The sequence below is a fragment of the Enterobacteriaceae bacterium Kacie_13 genome, assembly GCA_013457415.1.
Lineage (GTDB): Bacteria > Pseudomonadota > Gammaproteobacteria > Enterobacterales > Enterobacteriaceae > Rahnella.
Genome location: CP045665.1, coordinates 1,823,289 through 1,848,826, shown reverse-complemented (window position 1 = coordinate 1,848,826; position 25,538 = coordinate 1,823,289). Strand labels below are relative to the sequence as shown.

Here is a 25,538-nt window from a genome sequence, read left to right as displayed (position 1 = left end):
TTACCTCACAGCGCAGCGCGCAGCGCCTCTCTAATCAACGTTTCGGATTCAGCACCCGGTTTGGCAACTTTGCTGATCATGCGGCTGGCTTCCGGTGGTTTGTAACCCAGAGAAATCAGGGCTGCAACGGCTTCGCCTTCGGCATCAGATTCTTTCGCTTTCGACGCCGATGCAGGTAACGTGATATCAGTATGATTGTTAAATAGATCACCGTTTAATCCTTTAAACCGGTCTTTCATCTCAACGACCAGGCGCTCTGCAGTTTTCTTACCCACACCTGGTAGCTTAATTAACGCGGTGATTTCTTCCTTTTCCACCGCACTGACAAACTGCTGCGCCGACATGCCTGATAAAATAGCCAGCGCCAACTTTGGTCCGACGCCGTTGACTTTAATCAGCTCGCGAAACAGCGCACGTTCCTGTTTATCATTGAATCCGTAAAGTAACTGCGCATCTTCGCGGACGATAAACTGCGTGAAGATGATAGCTTCCTGACCCAGATCCGGCAATTCGTAAAAACAGGTCATCGGCAGCTGCACTTCATAGCCTACACCGTTAGTTTCCAGCAGCACCAAAGGTGGCTGTTTTTCAAGAATGATGCCTCGTAGTCTGCCTATCACGTTCATTTTCCTTATCAGGTCAAAAACTGCGATGTTTATATCATAAAAAAGGCTGGATGGATATCCAGCCCAATGGACTTGCGGCGTCTATCGCATACGCCCGCGCGCCATCTGTAATTTGTCCGTACTCATGCGGATTGCGTTCTGGCTCATATGGCAATGCGTAATCGCAATCGCCAGCGCATCGGCGGCATCTGCCTGTGGATTGGCTGGCAGTTTCAGCAACGAACGCACCATATGCTGAACCTGCGATTTCTCGGCGGCGCCGGTGCCCACGACGGTCTGTTTGACCTGCCGCGCGGCATATTCAAACACCGGTAAATCCTGATTCACTGCGGCCACAATCGCCGCACCGCGCGCCTGGCCGAGTTTTAACGCGGAATCAGCGTTCTTCGCCATAAATACAGATTCGATGGCAAAAAAGTCAGGCTGGAACTGAGTAATGATTTCCGAAACACCGGCGTAAATCAGTTTCAGACGTCCAGGCATATCGTCCACCACAGTGCGAATACAACCGCTGCCGAGATAGCTCAGCTGACGCCCTGTCTGGCGGATAATGCCATAGCCGGTGATACGCGAACCGGGGTCGATCCCCAGAATAATAGCCATAGCCACTCAACGCCTTGTGTTGTCGTTTTTATAAGAAAGTGGGGAGAGTATAAACTGCTGCGGGATAACAGGATAGCCAGCCGGTGGAAACCACCGGCGGCACGGAGATTACAGGGTTTCTGCGATCTCGTCTGAGATTTCACCGTTGTGGTAAACCTCTTGTACATCGTCACAATCTTCCAGCATGTCGATCAGGCGCAACAGTTTAGGCGCAGTGTCTGCATCCATGTCGGCTTTGGTCGATGGGAGCATGGTGACTTCTGCGGAGTCGGCTTTAAAACCAGCCGCTTCCAGTGCGTCTTTCACTTCGCCCAGACTTTCCCAGGCCGTGAACACATCAATTGCACCATCGTCATAAGAGACGATGTCTTCTGCGCCCGCTTCCAGAGCGGCTTCCATCACTACATCTTCATCCAGGCCAGGGGCGAAAGAGATCACGCCTTTTTTGGAGAAGAGGTAAGAAACGGACCCGTCGGTGCCCAGATTACCACCGGTTTTGTTGAAGGCATGACGCACTTCAGCCACGGTGCGGTTGCGGTTGTCACTCAGGCATTCAACCATGACCGCAGAACCACCAGGACCATAACCTTCATAAATGATGGTTTCCATGTTGGTATCGTCATCGCCGCCCACGCCACGCGCAACGGCGCGGTTCAGGGTGTCGCGGGTCATGTTGTTAGACAGCGCTTTATCGATCGCTGCGCGCAGACGCGGGTTAGCCGCCGGATCGCCGCCACCGAGTTTTGCTGCCGTCACCAGTTCACGAATGATTTTGGTGAAAATTTTGCCACGCTTAGAATCTTGCGCCGCTTTGCGGTGCTTGGTGTTGGCCCACTTACTGTGACCTGCCATAACAAATCTCCAAAAAGTCTAAAGTCTTAACAGACCGAATAGTTTACAAATTCTTCAATCGCCTGCTGGTTGCTCGGGGATACCGTCAGCGCCGCCGCTGCCGTTTTGTCGAGCCACCGGTATGCATGATGTTCGGTAAGTTCCACATCACGCTCCTCGGGTAACGCCAGACAGAACCAGTGTTCTTTGTTGCGGGTCACGCCGGGAGCATAGCGATGGCGCAAATGCGCAAATATTTCAAAATCCACACAGCGATTGCAGTCTTGCAGAGTCAGGTTTTCACCTGCGATGTCGATACCGACCTCTTCCATGACTTCACGCTGTGTGGTGTCTTTCGGGGATTCCCCGTCCTCCAGACTGCCGGTGACCGACTGCCAGAAATTCGGGTCATCCTTTCGTTGTAGCATCAGCACCCTGCCGGTGTTTCTGGCGTAGATGACGCACAGTATCGACTCAGGACGCTTGTCGCTCATTAGTTATTCTCTGTATTTGTGTCTGGCGTCACTTCTTTTTTCGCCACTACCGCAATACCCAGCTCCAGCAGAGACGCCGGATTAGCAAAGCTTGGTGCTTCGGTCATCAGACAGGCCGCTGCGGTGGTTTTCGGGAAGGCAATGACGTCACGGATGTTATCGGTGCCGGTCAGCAACATCACCAGACGATCCAGACCAAAGGCCAAACCCGCATGTGGCGGCGTGCCGTATTTCAGGGCGTCGAGCAGGAAGCCGAATTTTTCGCGCTGTTCATGCTCATTAATGCCCAGAATGCTGAACACAGTCTGCTGCATTTCGCTGCGGTGAATACGCACGGAACCGCCGCCAACTTCGTAACCGTTAATCACCATGTCGTAGGCGTTGGCAATCGCGGAAACCGGGTTGGCTGCCAGCTCTTCAGCAGTCATCTCTTTCGGTGCAGTGAACGGATGGTGCATCGCGCTCAGACCGCCTTCGTCGGTGTCTTCAAACATTGGGAAATCGATCACCCACAGCGGTGCCCACACGTCGTCCTGAGTAATTTTCAGGTCACGGCCAACTTTCAGACGCAGCGCGCCGATGGCGTCAGTCACGATTTTCGCGCTGGCTGCACCGAAGAAGATCATATCGCCGTCTTGTGCGCCGGTGCGTTCGATCAGTGCAGACAGCAGTTCGGCGTTCAGGAACTTAGCGACCGGGCTCTGAATACCTTCCAGACCTTTAGCTACTTCGTTCACTTTGATATAAGCCAGACCTTTCGCGCCGTAGATTTCGATGAATTTCGCGTATTCGTCGATTTGTTTACGGCTCAGGGATGCCCCGCCTGGTACGCGCAACGCTGCCACACGGCCTTTCGGATCGTTAGCCGGATCGGCAAATACCTTGAACTCGATATCTTTCATCAGGTCTGCAACGTCAACCATTTCCATCGGGTTGCGCAGGTCCGGTTTGTCAGAGCCGAAACGACGCATCGCTTCCGCATAAGTCATGATCGGGAAGTCGCCCAGATCCACGCCTTTGATTTCCTGCCACAGTTCGCGCGCCAGTTTCTCCATCACTTCACGCACTTGCTCGGCGCTCATGAAAGAGGTTTCGACGTCGATCTGAGTAAATTCTGGCTGACGGTCAGCACGTAAATCTTCATCACGGAAGCATTTAACGACCTGATAATAACGGTCGAAACCGGACATCATCAGCAGCTGTTTGAACAGTTGCGGAGACTGCGGCAGCGCGTAGAACTTCCCTTTATGGACGCGGCTTGGCACCAGGTAATCGCGCGCGCCTTCCGGCGTGGCTTTCGTCAGCATCGGAGTTTCGATATCGAGGAAGTCATGGCTGTCCATGAAACGACGCACGAAGCTGGTGATTTTGGCGCGCGCTTTCAGGCGGTTGGCCATCTCAGGGCGACGCAGATCCAGATAACGGTATTTCAGACGTGCTTCTTCAGAGTTCACGTGGTTGGAATCGAGCGGCAGGGATTCTGAACGGTTGATGATGTTCAGGCCGCTTGCGAACACTTCCACTTCGCCGGTCGCCATGTCTTTATTGAACTGGCTTTCAGGGCGGGCACGGACGGTGCCGGTCAGCTGGATACAGAATTCATTGCGCAGCTCAGAGGCCAGTTTGTAGGCATCGGCCTGATCCGGGTCGAAGAAAACCTGCACGATGCCTTCGCGGTCACGCATATCGATGAAAATCAGACCACCCAAATCGCGTCGACGGTTAACCCAGCCACACAATGTCACTTCCTGGCCCACATTGGACGCATTCAGCTTTCCACAATATACAGTACGCATAACGGTATCCTTTTGATCCCACTACCCGGCCTCACGGCGCACAGGTACAGAAACGGTTATTCACTCTGGTCGCCCGCCCGCAAACGCCGCGGCGCGCGGAATAGGTTTGCTTATGTTCTAAATCTAAGCTTCTAAAAAAGGCGGCTATTATAAAGGAATTTCCTTCGCAGGATAAGTGCGAACACGTCAAGGCTGGCGCGGAAATTCACTCATGTTGCCTGCTACACATAATTTAACAAAATTATCCCCAAATTGACCCACGCGTTAGCATAGACTCGCGCATTCCCCTTTGTACACGCTGTTCATTATTCCTTTCGCTATTAACGAGATAACCGGGAGCTTAACGCCATGAAACTTGACCCTAAAACCACCGCACTGGTATTGATCGATTTACAGAAAGGGATCCTGCCGTTCGCGGGCGGTCCTCACACAGCGCAGCAGGTGCTGGATAACGCGACTGAACTGGCAAACCGCTTCCGTAAACTGGGAGCACCGGTCGTCATGGTTCGCGTGGGCTGGTCGGATTCCTTCGATGAAGCGCTGAAACAACCGGTTGATATCCCGGCTGCTGCCCCTGAAGGTGGTTTACCTGCCAGCTGGTGGGAATTCCCGGAACAACTGGCGGTGACCGACAAAGATTTACTGGTGGTGAAACGCCAGTGGGGCGCGTTCTACGGCACTGATCTGGATCTACAGCTGCGCCGCCGTGGCATTAAAAGCATCGTGCTGGCGGGTATCTCCACTAACATCGGCGTAGAGTCCACCGCGCGTAATGCCTGGGAACACGGCTACGAGCTGGTGATCGCCGAAGATGCGTGCAGCGCGCACAACAACGATCATCATCAGTCCAGCGTGCAGTTTATTTTTCCACGCATCAGCCGCGTCCGCTCCACCGCTGAAGTGCTTGCCGCTCTGCCGCAGTAGCGTTACCCTGCCTCAAGGCATTGTTTTTACTATCCAGACGCCGCCCGCAGAGGCGGCGTTTTCATAAGGAAGAACGGGAGAATACCGGCATGTATATTGGTTTACCGAAATGGCATCACAGCGCATGGGCACGCATCGGACTGCGCGATCTGGCGGATTATGCGCGGTATTTCAACTGTGTCGAAGGCAACACCACGTTTTATGCCCTGCCAAAACAGGACGTGGTGATGCGCTGGCGCGATATGACGCCGGAGACGTTTCGTTTTTGTTTCAAATTCCCCTCTGCCATCAGCCACAAAGCGGCGCTGACCAATTGTCAGGAAGAGGTTGATACCTTTTACCGTACCCTCGAACCGCTCGGTGAACGCATCGGACAACTGTGGTTGCAGCTTCCGGGCACCTTTGCGCCCCAGCATCTGGAGCGCTTATGGCAGTTCCTCGACGCACTGCCCGCCGGTTTTGATTACGGTGTTGAAGTGAGGCATAAGGAGTTTTTCGCCAAAGGCGATGCGGAAAGATGGCTGAATCAGGGTTTACACGAACGCGGCGTTAATCGCGCCATTCTCGACAGCCGCCCGGTGCACAGTTCAAACTCCATGACCGAAGCTGTGCTTGAAGCCAAACGCAAAAAGCCTGTTCTGCCGCTACATGCCTTAGCCACCGCGTCGCGCCCTATCGTCCGTTTCATCGGCGGCGATCAGCTGGAAGCAAACCGCCCCTTGTTCGCGCAGTGGATCAATAAACTTCAGGCGTGGGAGTCCGAGGGGCTTTCACCGTACTTATTCATCCACACGCCCGATTGCACCGATGCCCCTCAACAGGCTCGCAGTCTGTGGCAACAACTGCGCCAGCAGATACCGTCAGTTCAGCAAGAGCCCGACTGGCCGTTACAGGATACGTTGTTCTGAAAAATTCAGTTTTTCATGACGACAGGTTTTAGTCAGACCGTTATCATAGCCGGGCAGCGGAGAAGAAAAATATTCCGCCGGATTACCTGGAATAACCAAGGAAGTCATCATGATTAGCGCGTTATACGTCGTGCTTGCCGCCATACTATTGATCAAACTCTCTTTCGATGTCGTACGTTTGCGCATGGAGTACCGCATTGCCACTGGCGACGGCGGTTCCTACGAATTGCAGACCGCTATCCGTGTGCACGGTAACGCCGTCGAATATTTGCCCATCGGTTGCTTATTACTGCTGTTTATGGAAATGAACGGTGCTGCCGTATGGATGGTTCACGCGTGCGGTCTGTTACTGATTGTCGGGCGCTTATTCCACTATTATGGTCTGAAAAACCGCGAATTTACCTGGCGTCGCAACGGCATGGCCGCCACCTACATCTCGCTGGTGCTGATGGTGGTCGTCAATATTATCTACCTGCCGTGGTCACAGTTCCTCGCCTTCAACTGACTTCGGCCAATTTTTCCGGGCAGTTTGCAGTCAACACCGGTGCGCAGGTATCTGCCTGCGCCAGTATCTGCTAAAATCTGCCCTCACTTTTTACCTACACTCTTTTCTGGCCTGACTCACCACTATGGCAAACCACGATACGCTTTTTTCTGCACCAATAGATAAGCTCGGCGACTGGACGTTCGATGAACGCGTGGCCGAAGTTTTCCCCGATATGATCCAACGTTCCGTACCGGGTTATTCCAACATTATTTCTATGATTGGCATGCTCGCCGAACGCTTCGTTCAGCCGGATTCAAATGTCTACGATCTCGGTTGTTCGCTGGGTGCTGCCACGCTTTCTATGCGTCGCAATATCAAGGTACAGGGCTGCGAAATTATTGCTGTCGATAACTCCCCTGCCATGGTGGAACGCTGCCGTCGCCATATTGATGCCTTCCGCGCCGAAACGCCGGTAACAGTCATCGAATCCGATATTTTGGACATTGAGCTGAAAAATGCCTCAATGGTAGTGCTGAACTTCACACTGCAATTCCTTGAGCCTGACGATCGTCAGCGCCTGCTCAATCAGGTCTATCTGGGAATGCGGCCAGGTGCTGCGCTGGTGCTGTCGGAAAAATTCAGCTTCGAAGATAAAGACGTCGGTGAGCTGCTGTTCAATATGCATCATGATTTCAAGCGAGCGAACGGCTATAGCGAGCTGGAAATCAGTCAAAAACGCAGCATGCTGGAAAACGTAATGCTGACCGATTCGGTCGAAACTCATAAAACCCGCCTGCGTCAGGCCGGTTTCCAGCACACGGAAGTCTGGTTCCAGTGCTTTAACTTCGGCTCACTGATTGCGCTGAAAGCCGGAGAACCCGCATGATCGATTTTGGTGATTTTTACCGTGTCATCGCCAAAGGCCCGCTAAGTCCGTGGCTAAACACCCTGCCGTCTCAGCTGACTGCCTGGCAGAAAGAATCCCTGCATGGCAAATTCAAACTGTGGTTTAACTCAGTTGATCGCCTGCCACTGATTAAGCCGGAACGTCTGGATTTGTTGCACAGTGTCACCGCCAAAATGGAAACGCCGTTGCCCGCCGGTCAGCGCGAAGGGATCGAAAACCTGCTGCGCAATATGATGCCGTGGCGCAAAGGGCCGTTCTCGCTGTACGACGTGGAAATCAATACCGAATGGCGTTCTGACTGGAAATGGGATCGTGTTCTGCCACATATATCTCCCCTCACCGGGCGCACTATTTTGGACGTCGGCTGCGGCAGCGGGTATCACATGTGGCGCATGATTGGTGCGGGTGCGCATCTGGCGGTCGGTATCGATCCGATGCAGCTATTTCTTTGCCAGTTCGAAGCTGTACGTAAATTATTGGGTGGCGATCAGCGTGCGCATTTACTGCCGCTGGGCATCGAGCAGTTGCCTGAGTTGAACGCGTTCGACACCGTATTCTCTATGGGTGTCCTGTATCACCGCCGTTCGCCGCTGGATCACCTTTATCAGCTGAAAAGTCAGCTGGTGAGCGGTGGTGAACTGGTGCTGGAAACCTTAGTGGTTGAAGGCGACAGCCAGCAGGTGCTGGTGCCAGGCGACCGTTATGCGCAGATGGGTAATATCTACTTCATTCCTTCTGCCGACGCACTGAAAGACTGGCTTATCAAATGTGGCTTTGTGGATGTGCGCATCGCAGACGTCAGTGTCACCACGACAGATGAACAGCGACGCACTGACTGGATGACCAGCGAATCGTTAGCAGAATTCCTCGACCCGAACGATCCGACAAAAACAATCGAAGGCTACCCTGCACCCCGCCGCGCACTGCTTATCGCCCGCAAGCCGTAATTCTGCTTCCACTCCCGCCTTGCGGCGGGAGTTTTTTCTGTTATTTCCCTACACGTTCTGTAACACCATCAGCAACAACTTCAGTAAAAAGGGTCTAACCTTTTATTATTGCTATACGTTTGTTGTGAAAGAGATCGTCGTTTACGTTTTTGGGAGGAAATATGAAGTTCCCTAAAGGCAGTATCGTTAAACACAGATCCGGTGATATTAAAGGTACCGTTATGAGTGCGTTTGAATCAGAAAAGGGAAATGTGTCGTACTACGTGACGTGGGGAGACGGCACCAGCAGCATGCATCAGGAAAATGAGCTGCACTGGGCCAATATTGACGTCGCCATCCGCATTAAAAACTTTTATGAGAAGTAGCCTGATTGCCCGTAACACGACGTAAATGGCGATAACCCGCCGGATTAATTGCACTTTTTTGCCGTTAATACGATCGTGGCTACAGGCCTTTGTAAAGCTTCCGCTTTATGCGCTTTATTGATGGATTGATTACTGCTTTTTCGTGTATAAATTCGGCCAAACTTATTCATCAGCATCGCGATGCTTTCAGCTTCGCGGGGAAAATCATGCGCAGAAAGATCCGCTTCCTTTTAGACAGAGCCTTTATCGTTTTCGGCCTTTTTATTATGTGTCTGGTGGTTAAAGCCGGAATGTTTGGCGTAGCATTGCTGACCTGGGGTTAGTGCGGACGCTTGCCAGAATAGTGGCGTTAAAAAACTGCGCACAAAAAAAGCCCCGCCAACATGACGGATTGCCCAGCTTTTCAATAAAATATTTATCGTTCACATTCAACAAGTTAACACCATAACTGTATATTTATACTGTATATTATTGTCGATTATACAGACGTTTTAAGCTATTTTATTCTCCTCGGCACCCCCTGCAGCCCCCCTGAGGCAGTTTGAAATTGCCTATTACAGTATTGAGAAGAGAGTCAACGCTTCAGGTGAATTGCGTTACCGTTGCACTGTCGGCGTTAAAGAAGATGGAGCTTACCTTCATCGTGAGAGGAAGACCTTCACCAAGCAGAGTTTAGCTAAAGCATGGGGAGTCAATCTTGTTGCTGATATCGAGCAGAACGGTTTACCCCTATCCACCAAACCATCTGAAAAAATCCTTACCCTCGGCGAATTAATTCAGAAATACATGGATCACCCCCATGTAAAATTTCGACGTTCAAAACGAGAAACACTCAACCTGGTGCTCCGGTGACACATTTCTACAATCCCCTTAAATGAATTAACCACCAGTTCATACATCGACCACGCAGTGATGAGGCGAGCAACAGTTCAACCTTCTACCGCAGCGCATGACATCAATTATATTGGCAAGGCGCTTAGCTCAGCCAAACCACTTTTTGATATTTCTGTAGATTTCGATGCATATGTGACCGCAAGAGAAACCATGCGCCAGATGGGGATCATTGGTGCAGGTAATACTCGAAGCCGCCGGCCTACCGGTATTGAGCTGGATATGATCATTGAGCGATTGAAGGAAAAAACGCTCACTTCCTATTCAGGTGCACCCTTTGCCGACATTTTAATGTTCTCCGTGCTTTCTTGCATGAGAATAGGCGATGTTACACGCATTCAATGGTCTGATGTCGATAAGAAGAACAGAGCCGTTCTGGTTCGTGATAGAAAAGACCCTCGGAAAAAAGAAGGCAACCACATGGTTGTTCCTCTTCTTGGCCAAGCTTGGGAAATATTGGAAAGACAGCCTGAAAAAGACGAGTGCGTGTTCCCCTTCAAGGAACGCTCTCTGACTCAAACGTTTCGGCAGGTCACTAAAGAACTGGGTGTTGAAGACCTTCAATACCATGACCTCCGCCGAGAAGGCGCCAGCCGATTGTTTGAGGCTGGGTTTAGCCTGGAGGAGGTAGCACAAGTTACTGGACATAAGTCATTAGATATTCTGTGGAAGGTTTATCGCGAAATATACCCTCAGTCACTCCATGATAAATTTGAAACGCTTAAACTGAAGTCATCGGTTGATCAGTTGAAAATTTAATTACACTGTACATGCAACCAGTATAATTAAATGAGGTGATTTATGTTTGTTGAGCTGATTTACGACAAAAGGAATATGGCCGGTATACCGAATGCCAATGCGCTGATTCTGGCTGAACTGCCCAAACGTGTTCATGGCACCTTCCCTGATGCTGATGTGAAAGTGAAACCTATGGTGACGCTCAGCAGCATCAACACGGACGCCAGTAAGGCGCAGAAGGCTGTTCTGGCGGGAATAGTCGAAGAGATGTTTGATGATGCCGGTAACTGGCTCGGTGTGGAGTAAGGGGGATTTATGCACGTTGAATTGCTGATCGATAAAACTAAGCAGCTGCCCGCAGGCGCGGTCGAGGCCTTCAAAGCTGAGTTTGAGAAAAGGCTTGAAAGGAATTACCCAGGCGCCACGTTCAGCGTTCGCCGAGCTGGCAGTGATGGGATGTCGGTGATGGGCGGAACGACTCATGATAAAGAAGTGATTGATGTGATGCTGCAGGATACGTGGGAAAGCGCGGATGACTGGTTTCAGCCATAAAATTTTCCGCTAGTTGACTTAATCCCTGATATTTCAACAGTATTGGTGTTCTAACTCTTAAGGTCTATGATGATGTTAATAGCTTACCCCATTGTACTGATGGCTCGTTGTCGGTCAGTTGTGCGTTCGGCAGCATCTATACTGAATCATACAAAAAAGAGCTAACTAGTTGGTAATAAGGATTAACTTTGACCGAGCTGAAAACCCAATTATGGAATGATATGGGAATTATACCCCCCATTGACGAGTCAGAACCAACCAGTATTAATAGATCACCATACCAAATGAACATTGTACAGTTTGTTAGTACATTCGCATTCAGTCAACCGCGAAGAAATATTCTGAGAGGTTTTCTTAATTTCAGAAAAGCACTTGCTGATGTGGGATTAATTGATGGGTTCCAATGGGTTGACGGGAGCTTTACTGAAAATGTTGAAATGAATTTAAAAAGGCCACCAAACGATGTTGATGTGGTTACTTTTTTCAACCTTCAACTAGGCGATACAGATGAAATCGTTATGGCAAGAAATCAGCTCATCTTTGACCAAAGCTTTGTAAAACAAACTTTCTTTGTTGACTCTTACTTCGAAAGCCTCCAAGAGTCAGGAGCTTACCTTGTCTCAAAAACTGTATATTGGTACAGTATGTGGGCGCATAAGAGGGATCTATCCTGGAAAGGCTTTGTACAAATCCCATTGTCACCGCAACTTGATGCCTTTGCGTTGACTATACTTGATACAGCAGAAGCTGAGGAGGCTAACCATGAATCGTTCTGATTATGTTTTTGCTCTCAGTGAACGTGAGCAAGTTAGTAAGCTGTTGGATGCTATGCCTGCTGGTAAGTCTATCAGCAGAATTAGCCTTGAATCACGCCTAAAAAACATCGAGAAGATAATTTCTAAGGCTGATCCACGAGAAAATGAACCTACTAAAGCGATAATTACTTTTAAAGGTCCCCCAGTAATGGGAACTCATGGAATATCTGCATCATTTGGAACAAAAGCTATTTCCTTTTTTGATGAAGCCATCTCCTATGTAGCAAGCGCATTCATGGGTGCGTTGCCTTCAGCAGGTAAAGTACCTAATAGTGAAAACAACCATCTAATGATCACATCTACAGCGAAGGGATCATTCGGTTTTGTTTTGGAAGAATTCCGTCCTGACGCACCATTAGGGTTTGATGAGAAAACGCTGGTCGCAAAAGCCCTGGATAGAACTCAGAAAATTTTACAAGCCAGCCTAGATGATAATGATGAACTTCTATCTGAGGCTTTGGAAGATTTAGATAATCGAGCCCTTGAAAAAATAAGGTCTTTTATTAGTTATCTATCTGAAAACAAAACTGTTTTTTCTCTAAGAAATAATGACTTTACTTTGGTGTTTCGTGATCCAAGACAGCTTGAAACAGCTCATTTAAAACTTGGTAGTGAAAATGTTCACGAAGAAGAATTTGAGGCTAATGTTTACTTCTTAGGAACTTTACCTAACAAACGTCAGTGCGAATTCCTAATTGCTGGAGAGACTGAAATCAAATCAGCGAAAATACACAAATCAGTTGAAGATCCAGATGATATTAATAAACATTTAAGTACTATCGGTCATTGCCGTTTCGTAAAAAAAACAGTTGGTATAGGAAAGCCGCGTTACACTCTTATTTCCCAACCAACATGGACTAAATGATAAGAACCTCTAACCCGGCCACCGAGCCGGGTTTTTTGTGGTTAAAGTTTGACTCGTTTCCGATGAACCCCCTTCACTAACAAACATCTGAAAATTTCGATCCGCATTTTTTGTACTTTCTGCCGATTCTCACAAAGGCGTATTTTGTCAGCTCATTTTTCTTTATTAGGAAGGCTCATGAGCTGGAACAGGGACGCTGCAGTTTCACACATCAGGACGCACGCAAGCGGCGGATCATTAAGTCGTTGCGCTGAATATACGCGGCAAGCTATTGCCGCATGGTGGTGTTCAACTCGACAGAACGCCGAACGCGAAAGATTACGGCGGCTCGCTTGAGCGTGCCGGGTTTCGCGAGGTGCCGCCCGGATCTACCCTTCTTTCTGGCGATGTTGCGATTATTCAGCCGTATGCCGGTGGCAGTCCCAGTGGCCATATGGCTATGTACGATGGGACAACGTGGTATTCAGATTTCAGACAGCGGACGATGTATCCTGGCGGTGGTTACCGGGCTGCACACCCTGCTTATAAAATTTACAGGAAACAATAATGCGCATGCTCATTTTGCTGGCAATTGGACTGTTAACCGCGTGTAGTAGCCGCACGGATGATAACCAGCGGGCCATTAGCCAGGTCACGGGCTTCTATGAGTTTTATCTCACTGCATTCCTAAATGATCCAACGCCTGCGTATGATTCGCAAGAAATGCGCCGCTACGTAGCCGCTGACACATTAGAACGGCTGGCCATGATCCAAAAAATCCCCGAGCAGGGCATTTTAGGGGCTGATTATTTCACGTATACCCAAGATTATGACGCGGCGTGGATACCGGCGTTCAAGGCTGGCCCGGCGCATGATCTGATGGGCGGGAAAGTGGTTGATGTGTACCTTGGGATCGGTGGCGGCCGGCATGAACATTTAGAAGCGTATTTGCGGCAGGAGTCCGGGATATGGAAAATTTATCGCGTCCGAGATGTTAGCAGCAATTACGAGTCACCTATTTTCAGCGAAGGCCGGATCAAGCAGGGCTGGTAAAGAAAATTAATTAAACCGCCTTCTCTGGCGGTTTAGTTTTACTCAGATACATGGAATATCGTCAAATTCATCTGTCGTCGCATCGTTGATAATGAACGTCACAACGCCGAAAATTATCGTTTCTTCTCCCTCTAGATCACCGCCCTCGATCAATGTTGCCTCATCTGGCTGGTCGAGAGATTGCAGGCTCAGCGTGGGGCTGAACCGCATTCGCTTGATGCAATATTCGCCGCAAATATTTGCGACAACAATGCTGCCTTCGAGCGGCCGCCGGGCAGAATCGATCACCAGGATTGAATCTTTTTTGATTCCGGCGCGCCAGCTCGAGTTTTCGGAACGCATAAGGTGCTGACCAGGTTTGCTATACCATTTGCATATGATGTGGCCTAATGATCTTGGACACTGACTAAGGAATAGAGGTCACTCCACGGGTTTGAAGAGCTCCGATTGAGAACCTACCGGATATCGGGTAGTCCAGAAAGCTATTGGGGCGGTGTGAGGAGATGAATATGAATACTATGTTTTTACTAATGGCAGAATTTCAGACTGCAACGATCGCACTCTCTGATGTTGCAGAACGCTATTTAGGAATGAAACCATCAACAGCAGCAAATAAGGCAGCTCTCGGTCAGTTTCCTGTCCCTACCTTCCGCGCCAGCGACAGCCAGAAATCACCGAGAATGATCCATATTCAGGACTTGGCGGACCATCTCGACAAGCAACGAAAGAAAGGGAAAGACCTTTTTGAGAGCATGCAGAGCAAGGCGTGAACGGCCGGGGAAACCCGGCTTTTTTATGATTATTATTTGAGATTGTCAGCTTTATATAGAGTATTTTTGGATAACCCAGCACCCCACCGGCACCCCGTAACAACTTAAATTATTGTTTTAAATAAAAAAAGCCCCGCCAACATGACGGGGCCTGGTACTTGCGCAGGGCGACGCAATAAGGGTCGTGAGACCCGATAAAACTGTTGGCTAAATTAAAGCGGCTTAATTACGCCGAGCGGGATATTTCATCGTCGAACTGCAATGTACTTTTCATTGCTGCAACAATATCGCCGTCCACGCAATAACGACTGAATTCATCAAAATCTGTGTCAGAACTCATGGTGACACCCGCTTTCCGGTAGCGCATAGAGGATTTCACCTGACGCCCCGCCGAACTGTGCAATTCGGTCAGCCCGATATCCACAAACTTTTGCAGATTGGTAAGACGCACGCCCGCGCCCGCCATAATAATAGGACCACGCGTCAGCTGATTCAGTTCCCGCAGCATCGGTAATCCGACTTCAGCGTTCTGCTGCTGGCCAGAAGTCAGAATGCGCGCCACCCCCAACTGAGTCAACTGCTCCAGCGCAACCTTTGGATTAAGGCACATATCAAAGGCTCGATGGAACGTCACGGCCATCTCGCCACACAGCGCCATGACTTCCCACATACGCGGCATATCGATATGCCCTTCATCATCCAGCATCCCGACCACCACGCCGGGGAACCCCATATCGCGGATACAGGCGACGTCACTTTTCAGCACATCAAATTCACTCTGGCTATAGCAAAAGTCACCACCCCGCGGGCGAACAATCGGATGCACCGGGATCGTCACTTTTTCCCTTGCCAGTTTGAGGGTGCCATAGCTAGGCGTAATCCCTCCGTCGGCCTGACTCGCGCACAACTCGACGCGATCGGCACCGGCCTGCTCTGCCGTAAGCGCACAATCCACGCTGTAACAACACACTTCTAACTTAGTCATGTGATCTCTCCTGATAACGGCATTATGCTACAACACTTGTTTGTAACCGGCCATGTCGCTAGGCTCTTACAGATGAGCATCCCCGCCCAATTGCTTACTGCTTACTTAGGAAAACTAACTATGACACTCAATTTCGATTTATGGGTAGACCGCAGTCACAGCGATAGCGTTAAGTGGAATAAATACCATAATCAGGATGTCATTCCACTTTGGGTAGCAGATACCGACTTCACCGCCCCGCTTCAGGTCATTAAAGAATTACAACAACGCGTCGCTGAGGGCGTTTTTGGTTACGGTTTTCCGCCACCTGAACTGACTGAGTTAGTGGTTACACGCATGGCTGAACGCTACAACTGGCAGATCCAACCCGACTGGATTGTCTGGTTGCCCGGCCTGGTCTGTGGCCTGAATGTCGCCGTGCGTGCAAACGTCACACCGGAACAAACCAGTCTGATGCCCTTACCGATGTACCCGCCGTTTATTCAGGCGGCAGAATCTGAAGGGCGACAGTACAAAGCGATTGCGGTGAAACAACAGCAACAACGCTGGGTCGCCGAGCTGGCTTCTGCGCAAAGCCAGCTCGATGGCAGCGAAAGCCTGTTAATGTTGTGCAACCCTTATAATCCGGGTGGCACGGTTTACCGCCGCGAAGAGTTGCTGGAACAGCAGGCTTTTGCCAGACGCCATAATCTGGTGGTGTGCTCCGATGAAATCCATTGCGATCTGATTCTGGAGCCGGGCCTCAAACACATTCCTTTTGCGTCGCTCAATGAGGATGCAGAACAGCGTTCAATCACGCTCCTTGCGCCGTCAAAAACCTTTAATCTGGCCGGTCTGGGTGCATCCATGGCGATTATCCCCAATACGAAATTACGCCGTAAATTCCTCGAAACCAGCAAAGGCATCGTTCCGCACGTCAACATTCTGGCCTTCATCGCCGCAACCGCAGCCTATCGCGATGGCGACGAATGGCTGAGCGCCCAGCTCGATTATCTGCGTGATAATCGCGAACTGGTGACGCGCCGAATCAATGCCATGCCGGGCCTGAACATGGTTGCACCGGAAGGCACTTATCTGGGCTGGATCGATGCCAGTGCTCTGCCGGTCACAGACCCTTACCGCTTCTTTGTAGATGCCGGTGTGGGTTTTACATCAGGTGCGGAATTTGGCGAGCCAAAATTTGTGCGTATCAACTTCGGTTGCCAGCGCGCACTGCTGGAAAAAGCGCTGGATCGTATGGACGCCGCCCTTCAGGCTTTGTCAGAATAATTCTAATCCCTTTCGCTGGCGACGATCTCGCGCAGGCTGTGAGGGTGGAATTTGATAGTCACTGAACCGTCGGTGATCGCCAGCGTCGGGTTGGGCAGGCGTTCGTTCTCACCCTTTGGTGAACTTTGTTTGAGCTTAATACCTGGCATGATCAGCGCCTCATCGGCGATCAGCGCCAGTGCACGGGTATAAAGCTCTTCTTCTACGCCCGGCAACACAATCTCGATATGTTCCCAGCCTTCATGCGGATATCGCTTCTCACCCGGATATGGCAATTCCACCAAATCGATTTGCAGTGGCCCTACCGTCAGCGGTTCGTTAAGCGTGAACAAGTAAATCGGACGCCCGTTAATCTGGGTTTCATTCAATAACGAACCGCATTTTGCCAGCCCTGCACGCCAGCGATCCGCCGTGGTATTTTGATGACAACGCACGGAAATGTGATCGGCATGGAAATCACCCAAAGTGATCTGCAACTTCTCGGCGAAGGCCGTCAATACACTGACAAAACGCGGCAAATCGTCGACTAAATCCTGTAACTCAGGCACATGTTTCATAGCGGGCATCCTAACTCTTTTCAATTTGCAAATCTTCCGGGGCGGGTAATTTACACAGGCTTTCATTCGGTTGCCAGAGACATGCCGCAGAATCACGTTTTCCACCCTATGAAAGGCGCGGCGATACTGACTCCCTATGGCTAATATGATATAAACACGCATCATTTTCGGTTAATCCGAAACAGAACGGGCAGTTAAACAAAACATAAGGTAATCCGGTGAATATTCAGTCACTTCTTTCAGAAAAAGTCAGCCAGGCGCTGATCGCAGCAGGCGCATCTGCCGACAGCGAAGCGCAAGTCCGTCAGTCCGCCAAAGCACAGTTTGGCGACTATCAGGCTAATGGTGTTATGTCAGTGGCAAAAAAACTTGGTATGCCGCCACGACAACTGGCCGAGAAAGTGGTTGAACTGTTGGATCTGAGCGGCATTGCTAACAAAGTCGAGATCGCCGGGCCGGGTTTTATCAATATCTTCCTTGACCCTGCCTTTGTTGGTGCGCATGTCGACAGCGCGCTGACCGCGCCTAAACTGGGTATCACGCCTGTTGAGCCACAGACCATCGTCATCGACTATTCCGCGCCTAACGTGGCAAAAGAGATGCACGTCGGCCATATCCGCTCCACCATCATTGGTGATGCAGCGGTGCGTACCAACGAATTCCTCGGCCATAAAGTGATCCGTGCAAACCATGTGGGTGACTGGGGTACGCAGTTCGGCATGCTGATCGCGTATCTCGAAAAAGTGCAGAACGAAAACGCCGGTGACATGAATCTGGCTGACCTCGAAGAGTTCTATCGCGCCGCCAAGAAAAACTACGACGAAGATGAAGACTTCGCCCTGCGCGCCCGTGGTTACGTGGTGAAACTGCAAGGTGGCGATGAATACTGCCGTCAGATGTGGCGCAAACTGGTGGATGTCACCATGGCGCAGAACCAGCTGACCTATAACCGTCTGAACGTGACGCTGACCGAAGACGACGTGATGGGTGAAAGCCTGTACAACGACATGCTGCCGGGTATTGTGTCCGATTTACAGGCCAAAGGTCTGGCAGTCGACAGCGAAGGGGCTGTCGTCGTCTATCTGGATGAATATAAGAATAAAGATGGCGATCCTATGGGTGTCATCATTCGTAAAAAGGATGGCGGCTACCTTTACACCACCACCGATATCGCCTGCGCGAAATACCGCTACGAAACACTGGGCGCCGATCGCGTGTTGTATTACATCGACTCCCGTCAGCATCAGCACCTGATGCAGGCGTGGACCATCGCGCGTAAAGCAGGATATGTGCCGGATTCCGTGGCGCTCGAGCACCATATGTTTGGCATGATGCTGGGCAAAGACGGCAAGCCGTTCAAAACCCGTTCAGGCGGCACGGTGAAACTGTCCGATTTGCTGGATGAAGCCATTGATCGTGCACGTAAGCTCATCACTGAGAAAAACCCGGAACTGAAAGATGCCGAAGAGCTGGATAAGCTGGTGAACGCCGTCGGCATCGGCGCAATCAAATACGCCGATCTCTCGAAAAGCCGTACTACAGACTATATTTTCGACTGGGATAACATGTTGGCGTTCGAAGGCAACACTGCGCCTTACATGCAATATGCCTACACCCGCGTGGCATCTATCTTCAAACGTGCCGGCATCGACGTGAACAGTCTGACCCAACCGGTTGTGCTACGCGAAGAACGTGAGGCCGCGCTGGCGACCCGCCTGTTGCAGTTCGAAGAAGTGCTGACCGTTGTAGCCCGCGAAGGCACGCCACATACCATGTGTGCGTATCTTTACGACGTTGCTGGCCTGTTCTCAAGCTTCTACGAACATTGTCCAATCCTCAATGCAGAAGACGAAACCAGCCGTAACAGCCGCCTGAAGCTGGCTCTGTTAACACAGCGCACGCTGAAAACCGGTCTGGATACGCTGGGTATTGAAACCGTAGAACGTATGTAATCTGCATAAACTGAATTTTACAGACAGTAAAAAAGGGCGCTAAGCGCCCTTTTCTGTTTCTGTCATCTCAGCCAATTAATCCAGCCGCCGCGCAAACTCTTTCACGCGAAAACCTAACAAGCCGAGTACAGCAAAGTACGCCACCACGCCCGCTGCCACCACTGCCGCCAGACGTGCCAGACGATAAGCCATCCCGCCGACGTCCCAGGCCGGCATCAGCCACATCATGCCGATGAGTGCGGCAGACATTGCGATTACCGCTACAAACAGTTTTATCAGGAAGATTCTCCAGCCAGGCTGCGGCTGGAAGATATCCTGCTTACGCAGCTGCCAGTAAAGCAGGGAGGCGTTAAGGCAGGCTGCCAGACCGATAGACAGCGAAAGCCCGGCATGTTTCAGCGGCCCGATGAAGGCAAGGTTCATGACCTGGGTCATCAGCAGCGTAATCATAGCGATCTTGACCGGCGTTTTGATGTCCTGACGCGAATAGAAGCCCGGCGCCAGCACTTTGACCACAATAAGTCCCATCAGTCCGACTGAGTACGCCACCAGCGCACGCTGCGTCATCGACGCATCAAAGGCGCTGAATTTACCGTACTGGAACAGTGCGACGGTCAGCGGTTTCGCCAAAATGCCCAGTGCGACGGAGCTTGGCAGCGCCAGCAGGAAACACAGGCGCAGGCCCCAGTCCATCAGGCGGTTGTATTCAGCGTGATTTCCACTGGAGAAACTGCGCGCCAGCGATGGCAGCAAAATGGTGCCCAGCGCCACGCCAAGAACGCCGGACGGGAACTCCATCAGACGGTCGGCGTAATACATCCACGACACCGACCCTGAGACCAGAAACGAAGCAAAAATGGTGTTGATGATCAACGAAATCTGGCTCACTGAAACGCCCAGAATCGCCGGGCCCATCTGACGCATCACCCGCCACACACCGGCATCTTTCAAATTCAGACGCGGCAGCACCAGCATGCCAATCTTCTTCAGATGAGGAAGCTGATAACCCAGTTGCAGCACGCCACCGGCGACCACCGCCCAGGCCAGCGCAAGCACCGGCGGATGAAAATAAGGCGCGGCGAACAGTGCAAAACCAATCATGCTGACATTAAGAAACGTCGGTGCAAAAGCGGGGATCGAGAAACGGTTCCAGGTATTGAGGATCGCTCCGGCCAGCGAAGCCAATGAAATCAGCAAGATGTAAGGGAAGGTAATACGCAGCAGAGAACTGGTCAGCGCGAATTTATCCGGTGAATCGACAAAGCCGGGTGCAGTAATGTAAATCACCCACGGCGCGGCAAACATGCCAAGTAGGGTCACCACCGCCAGTACCAGCGTCAGTAAACCAGAAACATAGGCGATAAATGTCCGCGTGGCCTCTTCGCCCTGCTGGGTTTTATATTCGGCGAGGATAGGTACAAAGGCCTGAGAGAACGCGCCTTCGGCAAAAATTCTGCGCAGTAAATTGGGCAGTTTAAACGCAACAAAGAAGGCGTCAGTCACCATACCGGCACCAAAAACGCGGGCCACGATAGCGTCGCGCGCAAAGCCCAGTACACGTGAAAACATCGTCATGGAACTGACGGCTGCCAAAGATTTAAGTAGGTTCATGTCACTTTTCTTATTTGCCGATGGTATTTGTAAATCAACGCATTACTCATCAGAAGTCACCGGCATGGCTCGAAGATGCGCATAGTCTACGCATCCGCCATGCAATAGCCACCGGCAGTTGTTATATATTGTTACCAAACGACCCTGTTCGATTTTGTTGCTAACGCTTAATTTTCCAGCAATTTATCGATAAATGCCTGCGCATAAATCGCCTGCTCGCCGCTGGTTTCCGGTGCGGTGTTGTTGCTAACGCAATCAACAAAGTGTTCAATCGCGCCGACAAAACCGCGTTGTGTCAGCGTACTTTGCCACCCCGGTACCGGAGGCTGAGTCAGTACGTCCTGCTGCTCTTCGCGCCAGACGCGCATGTCATCGAGCTGATAGAACGCGCCATCGGTCACGGCCTGCACACTTTCACGGGACGTTCCGCCGCAACGGTGCATGGAGGTCGTTACCAGCGTTTCACCACACAGAAAATGGTGCTCGCCGTAGATCATCTGATTTGACTCGTTAACCTGAATCAGCCCGCTTTCAAGACTCGCATTGCCGCCCGCAAGCCATAGTGCGGTATCAACCACATGCAGATAATCATCCAGCAGAGTAAAACGCAGATCGTTCGGCCCGACGCTGTCGGTGCGGTGCTTGTCCATGCGTAATGATGCCGGATTTTGCATCTGCGCTTTGAGCTGACGATACAGGGGCGCGTAGCGGCGGTTGAAACCCACCATCAGCGCTTTACCGGCAATGTGCGCCTGCTCCACCAACTGTTCGGCCTGATCAAGTTCGGCCGCCAGCGGTTTATCGACGTAAACATGCACCCCCTGCGCCAGCAACTGGCCGACCACATCGAAATGGCTGGCAGTACTGCTGTGTACAAACACCGCGTCACACTGGCTGGCCAGTTCGTCGATACGCGAGAAACAGGCCATGCGATAGCTGTCACAAACGGCCTGTGCTTTTTGCTGATTCGGCGAAAATCCGCCGACCAGCGTCCACTTTTCGGCATGACTGAGTATGGGCAGATAGGCTTTTTGCGCGATGCCGCCCAGCCCGATAACGCCTAAACGAAGTTTACTCACGAGAGATTCCTTTTAATCAGCCAGATGTTGCACCAGGTTTTCCAGCCGCTGTTTAAGTTCAGCGACCTCAGCTTCCAGCGTTTCTACGCGCTCAGAAAGACCGGAATCTTCCTTAGCTGCGGTAAATGAAGGCTCTTCTGCCGCGCTGGCAACATTGCTCACTTCACCGCTGAACAGATGCATAAACCGGCTTTCACGTTTACCCGGTTCACGCGCCAGCCGCACGCAGAAAGGGCCGTCTTCGCGGACGGTCAACTTAGTCAGGGTTTGTTCAACTTCGGCGACATCGGAAAAATCATGCAAACGGTTGGTGCGGGTCCGGAGTTCACCCGGCGTTTGCGCGCCTCGCAGCAGCAGCGTGGTGACCACCGCCACTTCCTGTGGGGTGAATTTAAGATTACCGAATTCAGAATTACAGAAACGATGCTCGTACTTCATGGTACGCGAACCGCTGAGGGTGCGGATAATGTGCTTGCGCAGCAGCAAATCCAGCGTTTGCTGAACATCACTTTCGCTCAACTCCATCACGGGTTCGCGGTTGGTTTTCTGGTTGCAGGCAGTGGTTAATCCGTTGAGGGTCATCGGATATTGTTCTGGCGTCGTGAGCTGTTTTTCCAGCAAACAGCCCACCACACGGGCCTCCCGGGCACTGAGTTCATGTTTCATCTTGCTCTCCTTATCGGGACGGGGGTGTCCATTCTCGGCAGGTTAATGCAGTCAGTACGTGATCCTGCCATTTACCGTCGATCAGCAAATAGTCTTTCGCATACCCCTCACGCTCGAAACCGAGACGCTCCAGCAACTGGCCGCTGCGTTTATTGTGTGGCATGTAATTGGCCATAATACGGTGCATTTTTTGCTGACGTTGCATATAACGGATAAGCGACTGCAACGCCTCCTGCATAAGTCCCTGCCCCTGCCATTCCTGGCCCAGCGAATAACCGAGGAAACAGGCGTGGAATGAGCCGCGTAATACGTTGCTGAAATTCGCCACGCCCATCACGCGATTCTCATCAGGATCGAGCAAAATGAAATAATAAGCGCTGCCCTGTTTCTGCATTTCGGTAATTAAGCTCAGGCGTGCCTGCCATCCGGAGGGATAACAATGGCTTTCGTCCCTGACCGGCTCCCAGGGTTTCAGAAATGCCCGGTTCTCCGCATAGTACTCCGCCAGCCGGTGCGCATCGCGATCGTGTACCAGTCGCAACACCATCCGGTCAGTGGTAAGCCGTACCTTAGGCACAGCAGATTTATAGCCAAACATCCCTTCCCTCCACATCCCGCATGGGTCGATAAATAGAATTTATAGGAAACCATAAAACATGCCTAATTCTGCCAGTCAGAACGCGGCTTGACGATAAAAAAATATTATCTATAGCGCCCTATCTAAATGCATCTTTCCGGTTCAGACTGGAACGGTCTTTTCTCCTTTCTGTATCCGCCGGACAGGATACATATAATCGCTCATGGTGAAGCATGTCTCTGGTATCACAAGCTCGGAGCTTGGGTAAGTATTTTCTGTTATTAGACAACGCGCTGGTTATTTTAGGCTTTTTCGTGGTTTTTCCGTTGATCTCGATTCGATTTGTTGATCAGCTGGGATGGGCCGCGATGATCGTCGGTCTCGCGCTGGGTGTCAGGCAGTTAACGCAACAGGGATTAGGCATATTCGGCGGTGCTATCGCCGACCGCTTCGGTGCCAAGCCAATGATCATCACCGGCATGTTGTTACGCGCCGCCGGTTTCGCCACCATGGCGATGGCCGACCAGCCGTGGATTTTAATCGGCTCGTGCATTCTCTCCGGGCTTGGCGGCACGCTGTTCGACCCGCCGCGCACCGCGCTGGTCATCAAACTCACCCGCCCGCATGAGCGCAGCCGCTTTTTCTCCCTGATGATGATGCAGGATAGTGCCGGTGCGGTCATCGGCGCGCTGATCGGCAGCTGGCTTTTGCAATATGATTTCCATTACGTTTGCTGGGCCGGTGCGGCAATCTTTGTTCTGGCCGCAGCCTGCAACGCCTGGTTGTTGCCCGCTTACCGCATTTCAACTATGCGCACACCCATGCGCGAAGGCATGATGCGGGTCCTGCGTGATCGCCGCTTCCTGGCCTATGTACTGACGCTCACCGGCTACTACATGCTGACTGTGCAGGTAATGCTGATGCTGCCAATTGCGGTCAACGATGTCGCGGGCAGCCCGTCAGCGGTGAAATGGATGTATGCCATCGAGGCCGTGCTTTCGCTGACTCTGCTCTATCCGATTGCGCGCTGGAGCGAAACGCGTTTTCGCCTCGAGCAACGCCTGATGTTTGGCCTGCTTATCATGACGCTCAGCCTGCTGCCGGTCGGGCTGGTGACGTCAATCAACCCGCTGTTGTTGCTCATCGGTTTCTTCTATATCGGCTCAATCATCGCTGAACCGGCGCGTGAGACACTGAGCGCTTCGCTGGCCGACGCACGCGCCCGCGGCAGTTACATGGGTTTCAGCCGTCTTGGGCTGGCGCTCGGCGGCGTCATTGGTTATACCGGCGGCGGCTGGATGTATGACACCGGCCGTGCCCTCGAACTGCCTGAATTACCGTGGTTTTTACTCGGCGTTGTCGGCTTCATCACCCTCACCGGTTTGTACTGGCAATTTAATCTCCGCCGCATCGAACCGGCTATGCTCAGCGGGAATTAGTCTGCTTATTAAAACGGCGGTCACAGTATCGCCGTTTGATCTCGCTACCATCTATACCCATACTGGTTTTAACACGTCGATAAAATCCGAACCTACATCCGGCAATTTTCACGCACCCTACAGGTCAGCGCCGGCGAAAACAGGAGCTATGAGATATGAAACTTTACGTTTACGAACATTGCCCTTTTTGCGTTAAAGCACGCATGATTTTCGGTTTGAAGAACATTCCTGTTGAGATCAAAGTTCTGCTCAACGACGACGAGAAAACCCCGATTTCGATGGTGGGTAAAAAGATGGTGCCGATCCTGCAAAAACAGGATGGTAGTTTCATGCCGGAGAGTATGGATATCGTCAATTTCATCGATAAAAGTGACGGTAAACCGCTGCTGACCGGCGCGACCAACGCTGCCATTGCGACCTGGCTGCGCCACGTCTCTGAATATACCGGTCGCCTGTTACTGCCACGCTTTGCCGCTGCGCCGCTTGAAGAATTCGCCACGCCGGAAGCGCGAAAATATTTCTCCGATAAAAAGCAGGCCGCCAGCGGTGATTTTCAGGAACATCTGAAACATTCCGATGGGTTGGTGAAAAAAATCAGTCAGGATCTTCGCGCCCTCGACAAACTGATCGCCGAGCCCAACGCGGTGAACGGCGAACTGTCCGAGGATGATATTCATCTGTGGCCGCTGTTGCGTTCGCTTTCCATTGTTCAGGGCATTGACTGGCCGTCCCGCGTGCAGGCATACCGGGACAATATGGCGAAACAAACTCAGGTCAATCTTTTCACCGGTATCGCCCGCTAATCCTTTCTTACAGCCGGAAGTCCGCTTCCGGCTCATTTTGCTTTTCTTC

Annotated in this window: 27 protein-coding genes and 3 pseudogenes; 18 read left to right on the top strand and 12 right to left on the bottom strand. The window is 51.4% G+C overall.

Annotated elements, in window-relative coordinates:
- Window positions 1-5 precede the first annotated feature (5 nt).
- The 5 genes from ruvA to aspS form a co-directional block, all read right to left on the bottom strand.
- Complete coding sequence (ruvA, locus tag GE278_08435) at window positions 6-620, bottom strand: Holliday junction branch migration protein RuvA (GenBank protein QLK60784.1); 615 nt, start codon at window positions 618-620, stop codon at window positions 6-8.
- An 87-nt stretch (window positions 621-707) separates the two neighbouring features.
- Complete coding sequence (gene ruvC, locus GE278_08430) at window positions 708-1,229, bottom strand: crossover junction endodeoxyribonuclease RuvC (protein ID QLK60783.1); 522 nt, start codon at window positions 1,227-1,229, stop codon at window positions 708-710.
- Window positions 1,230-1,337: 108 nt separating this feature from the next.
- The gene (locus tag GE278_08425; GenBank protein ID QLK60782.1) at window positions 1,338-2,081 is read right to left on the bottom strand and encodes a YebC/PmpR family DNA-binding transcriptional regulator; all 744 of its coding nucleotides are present in this window, start codon (window positions 2,079-2,081) and stop codon (window positions 1,338-1,340) included.
- 26 nt (window positions 2,082-2,107) lie between these two features.
- Window positions 2,108-2,554 carry a dihydroneopterin triphosphate diphosphatase gene (nudB, locus tag GE278_08420; protein ID QLK60781.1) on the bottom strand — a complete coding sequence of 149 codons (447 nt, stop codon included), beginning with the start codon at window positions 2,552-2,554 and terminating at the stop codon, window positions 2,108-2,110.
- On the bottom strand, window positions 2,554-4,350 hold the full coding sequence (gene aspS / locus GE278_08415; GenBank protein QLK60780.1) for an aspartate--tRNA ligase: 1,797 nt from the start codon (window positions 4,348-4,350) through the stop codon (window positions 2,554-2,556). The genes nudB and aspS overlap by 1 nt, the downstream gene beginning before the upstream one ends.
- A gap of 348 nt (window positions 4,351-4,698) precedes the next feature.
- Here aspS and GE278_08410 point away from each other — a divergent pair, with 348 nt between their 5' ends.
- The 13 genes and pseudogenes from GE278_08410 to GE278_08350 all read left to right on the top strand — a co-directional run bounded on the left by GE278_08410 (window position 4,699) and on the right by GE278_08350 (window position 13,781).
- Window positions 4,699-5,274 carry a hydrolase gene (locus GE278_08410; GenBank protein ID QLK60779.1) on the top strand — a complete coding sequence of 192 codons (576 nt, stop codon included), beginning with the start codon at window positions 4,699-4,701 and terminating at the stop codon, window positions 5,272-5,274.
- Window positions 5,275-5,363: 89 nt separating this feature from the next.
- A complete protein-coding gene (locus tag GE278_08405) occupies window positions 5,364-6,182 on the top strand; it encodes a DUF72 domain-containing protein (GenBank protein ID QLK60778.1) in 819 nt (272 codons plus the stop codon).
- A 109-nt stretch (window positions 6,183-6,291) separates the two neighbouring features.
- Complete coding sequence (locus GE278_08400; protein QLK60777.1) at window positions 6,292-6,687, top strand: hypothetical protein; 396 nt, start codon at window positions 6,292-6,294, stop codon at window positions 6,685-6,687.
- A gap of 124 nt (window positions 6,688-6,811) precedes the next feature.
- The gene (cmoA, locus tag GE278_08395) at window positions 6,812-7,555 is read left to right on the top strand and encodes a carboxy-S-adenosyl-L-methionine synthase CmoA (protein ID QLK60776.1); all 744 of its coding nucleotides are present in this window, start codon (window positions 6,812-6,814) and stop codon (window positions 7,553-7,555) included.
- Window positions 7,552-8,523, top strand: a complete 972-nt coding sequence (cmoB, locus tag GE278_08390; protein ID QLK60775.1) for a tRNA 5-methoxyuridine(34)/uridine 5-oxyacetic acid(34) synthase CmoB — start codon at window positions 7,552-7,554, stop codon at window positions 8,521-8,523. Before cmoA ends, cmoB begins: the two co-directional genes overlap by 4 nt.
- Before the next feature lie 161 nt (window positions 8,524-8,684).
- On the top strand, window positions 8,685-8,888 hold the full coding sequence (locus GE278_08385; protein QLK60774.1) for a hypothetical protein: 204 nt from the start codon (window positions 8,685-8,687) through the stop codon (window positions 8,886-8,888).
- A 546-nt stretch (window positions 8,889-9,434) separates the two neighbouring features.
- Window positions 9,435-10,538: pseudogene (locus GE278_08380) on the top strand (tyrosine-type recombinase/integrase).
- A 42-nt stretch (window positions 10,539-10,580) separates the two neighbouring features.
- Entirely contained in the window at window positions 10,581-10,823 is a 243-nt protein-coding gene (locus GE278_08375; protein QLK60773.1) for a DinI-like family protein, read from the top strand.
- A gap of 9 nt (window positions 10,824-10,832) precedes the next feature.
- Window positions 10,833-11,069 carry a DinI-like family protein gene (locus GE278_08370; GenBank protein QLK60772.1) on the top strand — a complete coding sequence of 79 codons (237 nt, stop codon included), beginning with the start codon at window positions 10,833-10,835 and terminating at the stop codon, window positions 11,067-11,069.
- 221 nt (window positions 11,070-11,290) lie between these two features.
- Window positions 11,291-11,782 (top strand): annotated as a pseudogene (locus tag GE278_08365) (hypothetical protein).
- Window positions 11,783-11,831: 49 nt separating this feature from the next.
- Entirely contained in the window at window positions 11,832-12,749 is a 918-nt protein-coding gene (locus GE278_08360) for a hypothetical protein (GenBank protein ID QLK60771.1), read from the top strand.
- Between the two features lie 177 nt (window positions 12,750-12,926).
- Window positions 12,927-13,296, top strand: a pseudogene (locus tag GE278_08355) (hypothetical protein).
- A complete protein-coding gene (locus tag GE278_08350) occupies window positions 13,296-13,781 on the top strand; it encodes a DUF3828 domain-containing protein (GenBank protein QLK60770.1) in 486 nt (161 codons plus the stop codon). The pseudogene GE278_08355 and the gene GE278_08350 overlap by 1 nt, the downstream one beginning before the upstream one ends.
- Window positions 13,782-13,823: 42 nt before the next feature.
- Here GE278_08350 and GE278_08345 read toward each other — a convergent pair whose 3' ends face one another.
- On the bottom strand, window positions 13,824-14,123 hold the full coding sequence (locus GE278_08345; protein ID QLK60769.1) for a DNA polymerase V: 300 nt from the start codon (window positions 14,121-14,123) through the stop codon (window positions 13,824-13,826).
- 167 nt (window positions 14,124-14,290) lie between these two features.
- Here GE278_08345 and GE278_08340 point away from each other — a divergent pair, with 167 nt between their 5' ends.
- A complete protein-coding gene (locus GE278_08340) occupies window positions 14,291-14,551 on the top strand; it encodes a pyocin activator protein PrtN (GenBank protein ID QLK60768.1) in 261 nt (86 codons plus the stop codon).
- A 226-nt stretch (window positions 14,552-14,777) separates the two neighbouring features.
- On the opposite strand, the gene GE278_08335 is transcribed toward GE278_08340, so the two are convergent.
- Window positions 14,778-15,536 carry a copper homeostasis protein CutC gene (locus GE278_08335; protein ID QLK60767.1) on the bottom strand — a complete coding sequence of 253 codons (759 nt, stop codon included), beginning with the start codon at window positions 15,534-15,536 and terminating at the stop codon, window positions 14,778-14,780.
- Between the two features lie 120 nt (window positions 15,537-15,656).
- On the opposite strand from GE278_08335, the gene GE278_08330 reads away from it, so the two are divergent.
- Window positions 15,657-16,805, top strand: a complete 1,149-nt coding sequence (locus tag GE278_08330) for a putative C-S lyase (protein ID QLK60766.1) — start codon at window positions 15,657-15,659, stop codon at window positions 16,803-16,805.
- A gap of 2 nt (window positions 16,806-16,807) precedes the next feature.
- On the opposite strand, the gene GE278_08325 is transcribed toward GE278_08330, so the two are convergent.
- Window positions 16,808-17,362, bottom strand: coding sequence for a VOC family protein (locus GE278_08325; GenBank protein ID QLK60765.1), 555 nt, complete (start codon window positions 17,360-17,362; stop codon window positions 16,808-16,810).
- Window positions 17,363-17,580: 218 nt separating this feature from the next.
- Here GE278_08325 and argS point away from each other — a divergent pair, with 218 nt between their 5' ends.
- Complete coding sequence (gene argS, locus GE278_08320; protein ID QLK60764.1) at window positions 17,581-19,314, top strand: arginine--tRNA ligase; 1,734 nt, start codon at window positions 17,581-17,583, stop codon at window positions 19,312-19,314.
- Between the two features lie 75 nt (window positions 19,315-19,389).
- Here argS and murJ read toward each other — a convergent pair whose 3' ends face one another.
- The 4 genes from murJ to rimJ all read right to left on the bottom strand — a co-directional run bounded on the left by murJ (window position 19,390) and on the right by rimJ (window position 23,268).
- On the bottom strand, window positions 19,390-20,925 hold the full coding sequence (gene murJ / locus GE278_08315; protein QLK60763.1) for a murein biosynthesis integral membrane protein MurJ: 1,536 nt from the start codon (window positions 20,923-20,925) through the stop codon (window positions 19,390-19,392).
- 167 nt (window positions 20,926-21,092) lie between these two features.
- Window positions 21,093-22,004 carry a gfo/Idh/MocA family oxidoreductase gene (locus tag GE278_08310; GenBank protein ID QLK60762.1) on the bottom strand — a complete coding sequence of 304 codons (912 nt, stop codon included), beginning with the start codon at window positions 22,002-22,004 and terminating at the stop codon, window positions 21,093-21,095.
- 12 nt (window positions 22,005-22,016) lie between these two features.
- Window positions 22,017-22,670, bottom strand: a complete 654-nt coding sequence (locus GE278_08305) for a DUF480 domain-containing protein (GenBank protein QLK60761.1) — start codon at window positions 22,668-22,670, stop codon at window positions 22,017-22,019.
- 10 nt (window positions 22,671-22,680) lie between these two features.
- A complete protein-coding gene (rimJ, locus tag GE278_08300) occupies window positions 22,681-23,268 on the bottom strand; it encodes a 30S ribosomal protein S5 alanine N-acetyltransferase (protein QLK60760.1) in 588 nt (195 codons plus the stop codon).
- 212 nt (window positions 23,269-23,480) lie between these two features.
- Here rimJ and mdtH point away from each other — a divergent pair, with 212 nt between their 5' ends.
- Together mdtH and grxB are read left to right on the top strand one after the other, a co-directional pair.
- The gene (gene mdtH / locus GE278_08295) at window positions 23,481-24,686 is read left to right on the top strand and encodes a multidrug efflux MFS transporter MdtH (protein ID QLK60759.1); all 1,206 of its coding nucleotides are present in this window, start codon (window positions 23,481-23,483) and stop codon (window positions 24,684-24,686) included.
- Between the two features lie 155 nt (window positions 24,687-24,841).
- A complete protein-coding gene (gene grxB, locus GE278_08290) occupies window positions 24,842-25,489 on the top strand; it encodes a glutaredoxin 2 (protein ID QLK60758.1) in 648 nt (215 codons plus the stop codon).
- The last annotated feature ends 49 nt before the right edge of the window (window positions 25,490-25,538 follow it).

Coding starts and splice junctions, on each gene's coding strand:
- ruvC (QLK60783.1), bottom strand. CDS start 1,229: ATGGCTATTATTCTGGGGATCGACCCCGGTTCGCGTATCACCGGCTAT.
- GE278_08425 (QLK60782.1), bottom strand. CDS start 2,081: ATGGCAGGTCACAGTAAGTGGGCCAACACCAAGCACCGCAAAGCGGCG.
- nudB (QLK60781.1), bottom strand. CDS start 2,554: ATGAGCGACAAGCGTCCTGAGTCGATACTGTGCGTCATCTACGCCAGA.
- aspS (QLK60780.1), bottom strand. CDS start 4,350: ATGCGTACTGTATATTGTGGAAAGCTGAATGCGTCCAATGTGGGCCAG.
- GE278_08410 (QLK60779.1), top strand. CDS start 4,699: ATGAAACTTGACCCTAAAACCACCGCACTGGTATTGATCGATTTACAG.
- GE278_08405 (QLK60778.1), top strand. CDS start 5,364: ATGTATATTGGTTTACCGAAATGGCATCACAGCGCATGGGCACGCATC.
- GE278_08400 (QLK60777.1), top strand. CDS start 6,292: ATGATTAGCGCGTTATACGTCGTGCTTGCCGCCATACTATTGATCAAA.
- cmoA (QLK60776.1), top strand. CDS start 6,812: ATGGCAAACCACGATACGCTTTTTTCTGCACCAATAGATAAGCTCGGC.
- cmoB (QLK60775.1), top strand. CDS start 7,552: ATGATCGATTTTGGTGATTTTTACCGTGTCATCGCCAAAGGCCCGCTA.
- GE278_08385 (QLK60774.1), top strand. CDS start 8,685: ATGAAGTTCCCTAAAGGCAGTATCGTTAAACACAGATCCGGTGATATT.
- GE278_08375 (QLK60773.1), top strand. CDS start 10,581: ATGTTTGTTGAGCTGATTTACGACAAAAGGAATATGGCCGGTATACCG.
- GE278_08370 (QLK60772.1), top strand. CDS start 10,833: ATGCACGTTGAATTGCTGATCGATAAAACTAAGCAGCTGCCCGCAGGC.
- GE278_08360 (QLK60771.1), top strand. CDS start 11,832: ATGAATCGTTCTGATTATGTTTTTGCTCTCAGTGAACGTGAGCAAGTT.
- GE278_08350 (QLK60770.1), top strand. CDS start 13,296: ATGCGCATGCTCATTTTGCTGGCAATTGGACTGTTAACCGCGTGTAGT.
- GE278_08345 (QLK60769.1), bottom strand. CDS start 14,123: ATGCGTTCCGAAAACTCGAGCTGGCGCGCCGGAATCAAAAAAGATTCA.
- GE278_08340 (QLK60768.1), top strand. CDS start 14,291: ATGAATACTATGTTTTTACTAATGGCAGAATTTCAGACTGCAACGATC.
- GE278_08335 (QLK60767.1), bottom strand. CDS start 15,536: ATGACTAAGTTAGAAGTGTGTTGTTACAGCGTGGATTGTGCGCTTACG.
- GE278_08330 (QLK60766.1), top strand. CDS start 15,657: ATGACACTCAATTTCGATTTATGGGTAGACCGCAGTCACAGCGATAGC.
- GE278_08325 (QLK60765.1), bottom strand. CDS start 17,362: ATGAAACATGTGCCTGAGTTACAGGATTTAGTCGACGATTTGCCGCGT.
- murJ (QLK60763.1), bottom strand. CDS start 20,925: ATGAACCTACTTAAATCTTTGGCAGCCGTCAGTTCCATGACGATGTTT.
- GE278_08305 (QLK60761.1), bottom strand. CDS start 22,670: ATGAAACATGAACTCAGTGCCCGGGAGGCCCGTGTGGTGGGCTGTTTG.
- rimJ (QLK60760.1), bottom strand. CDS start 23,268: ATGTTTGGCTATAAATCTGCTGTGCCTAAGGTACGGCTTACCACTGAC.
- mdtH (QLK60759.1), top strand. CDS start 23,481: ATGTCTCTGGTATCACAAGCTCGGAGCTTGGGTAAGTATTTTCTGTTA.
- grxB (QLK60758.1), top strand. CDS start 24,842: ATGAAACTTTACGTTTACGAACATTGCCCTTTTTGCGTTAAAGCACGC.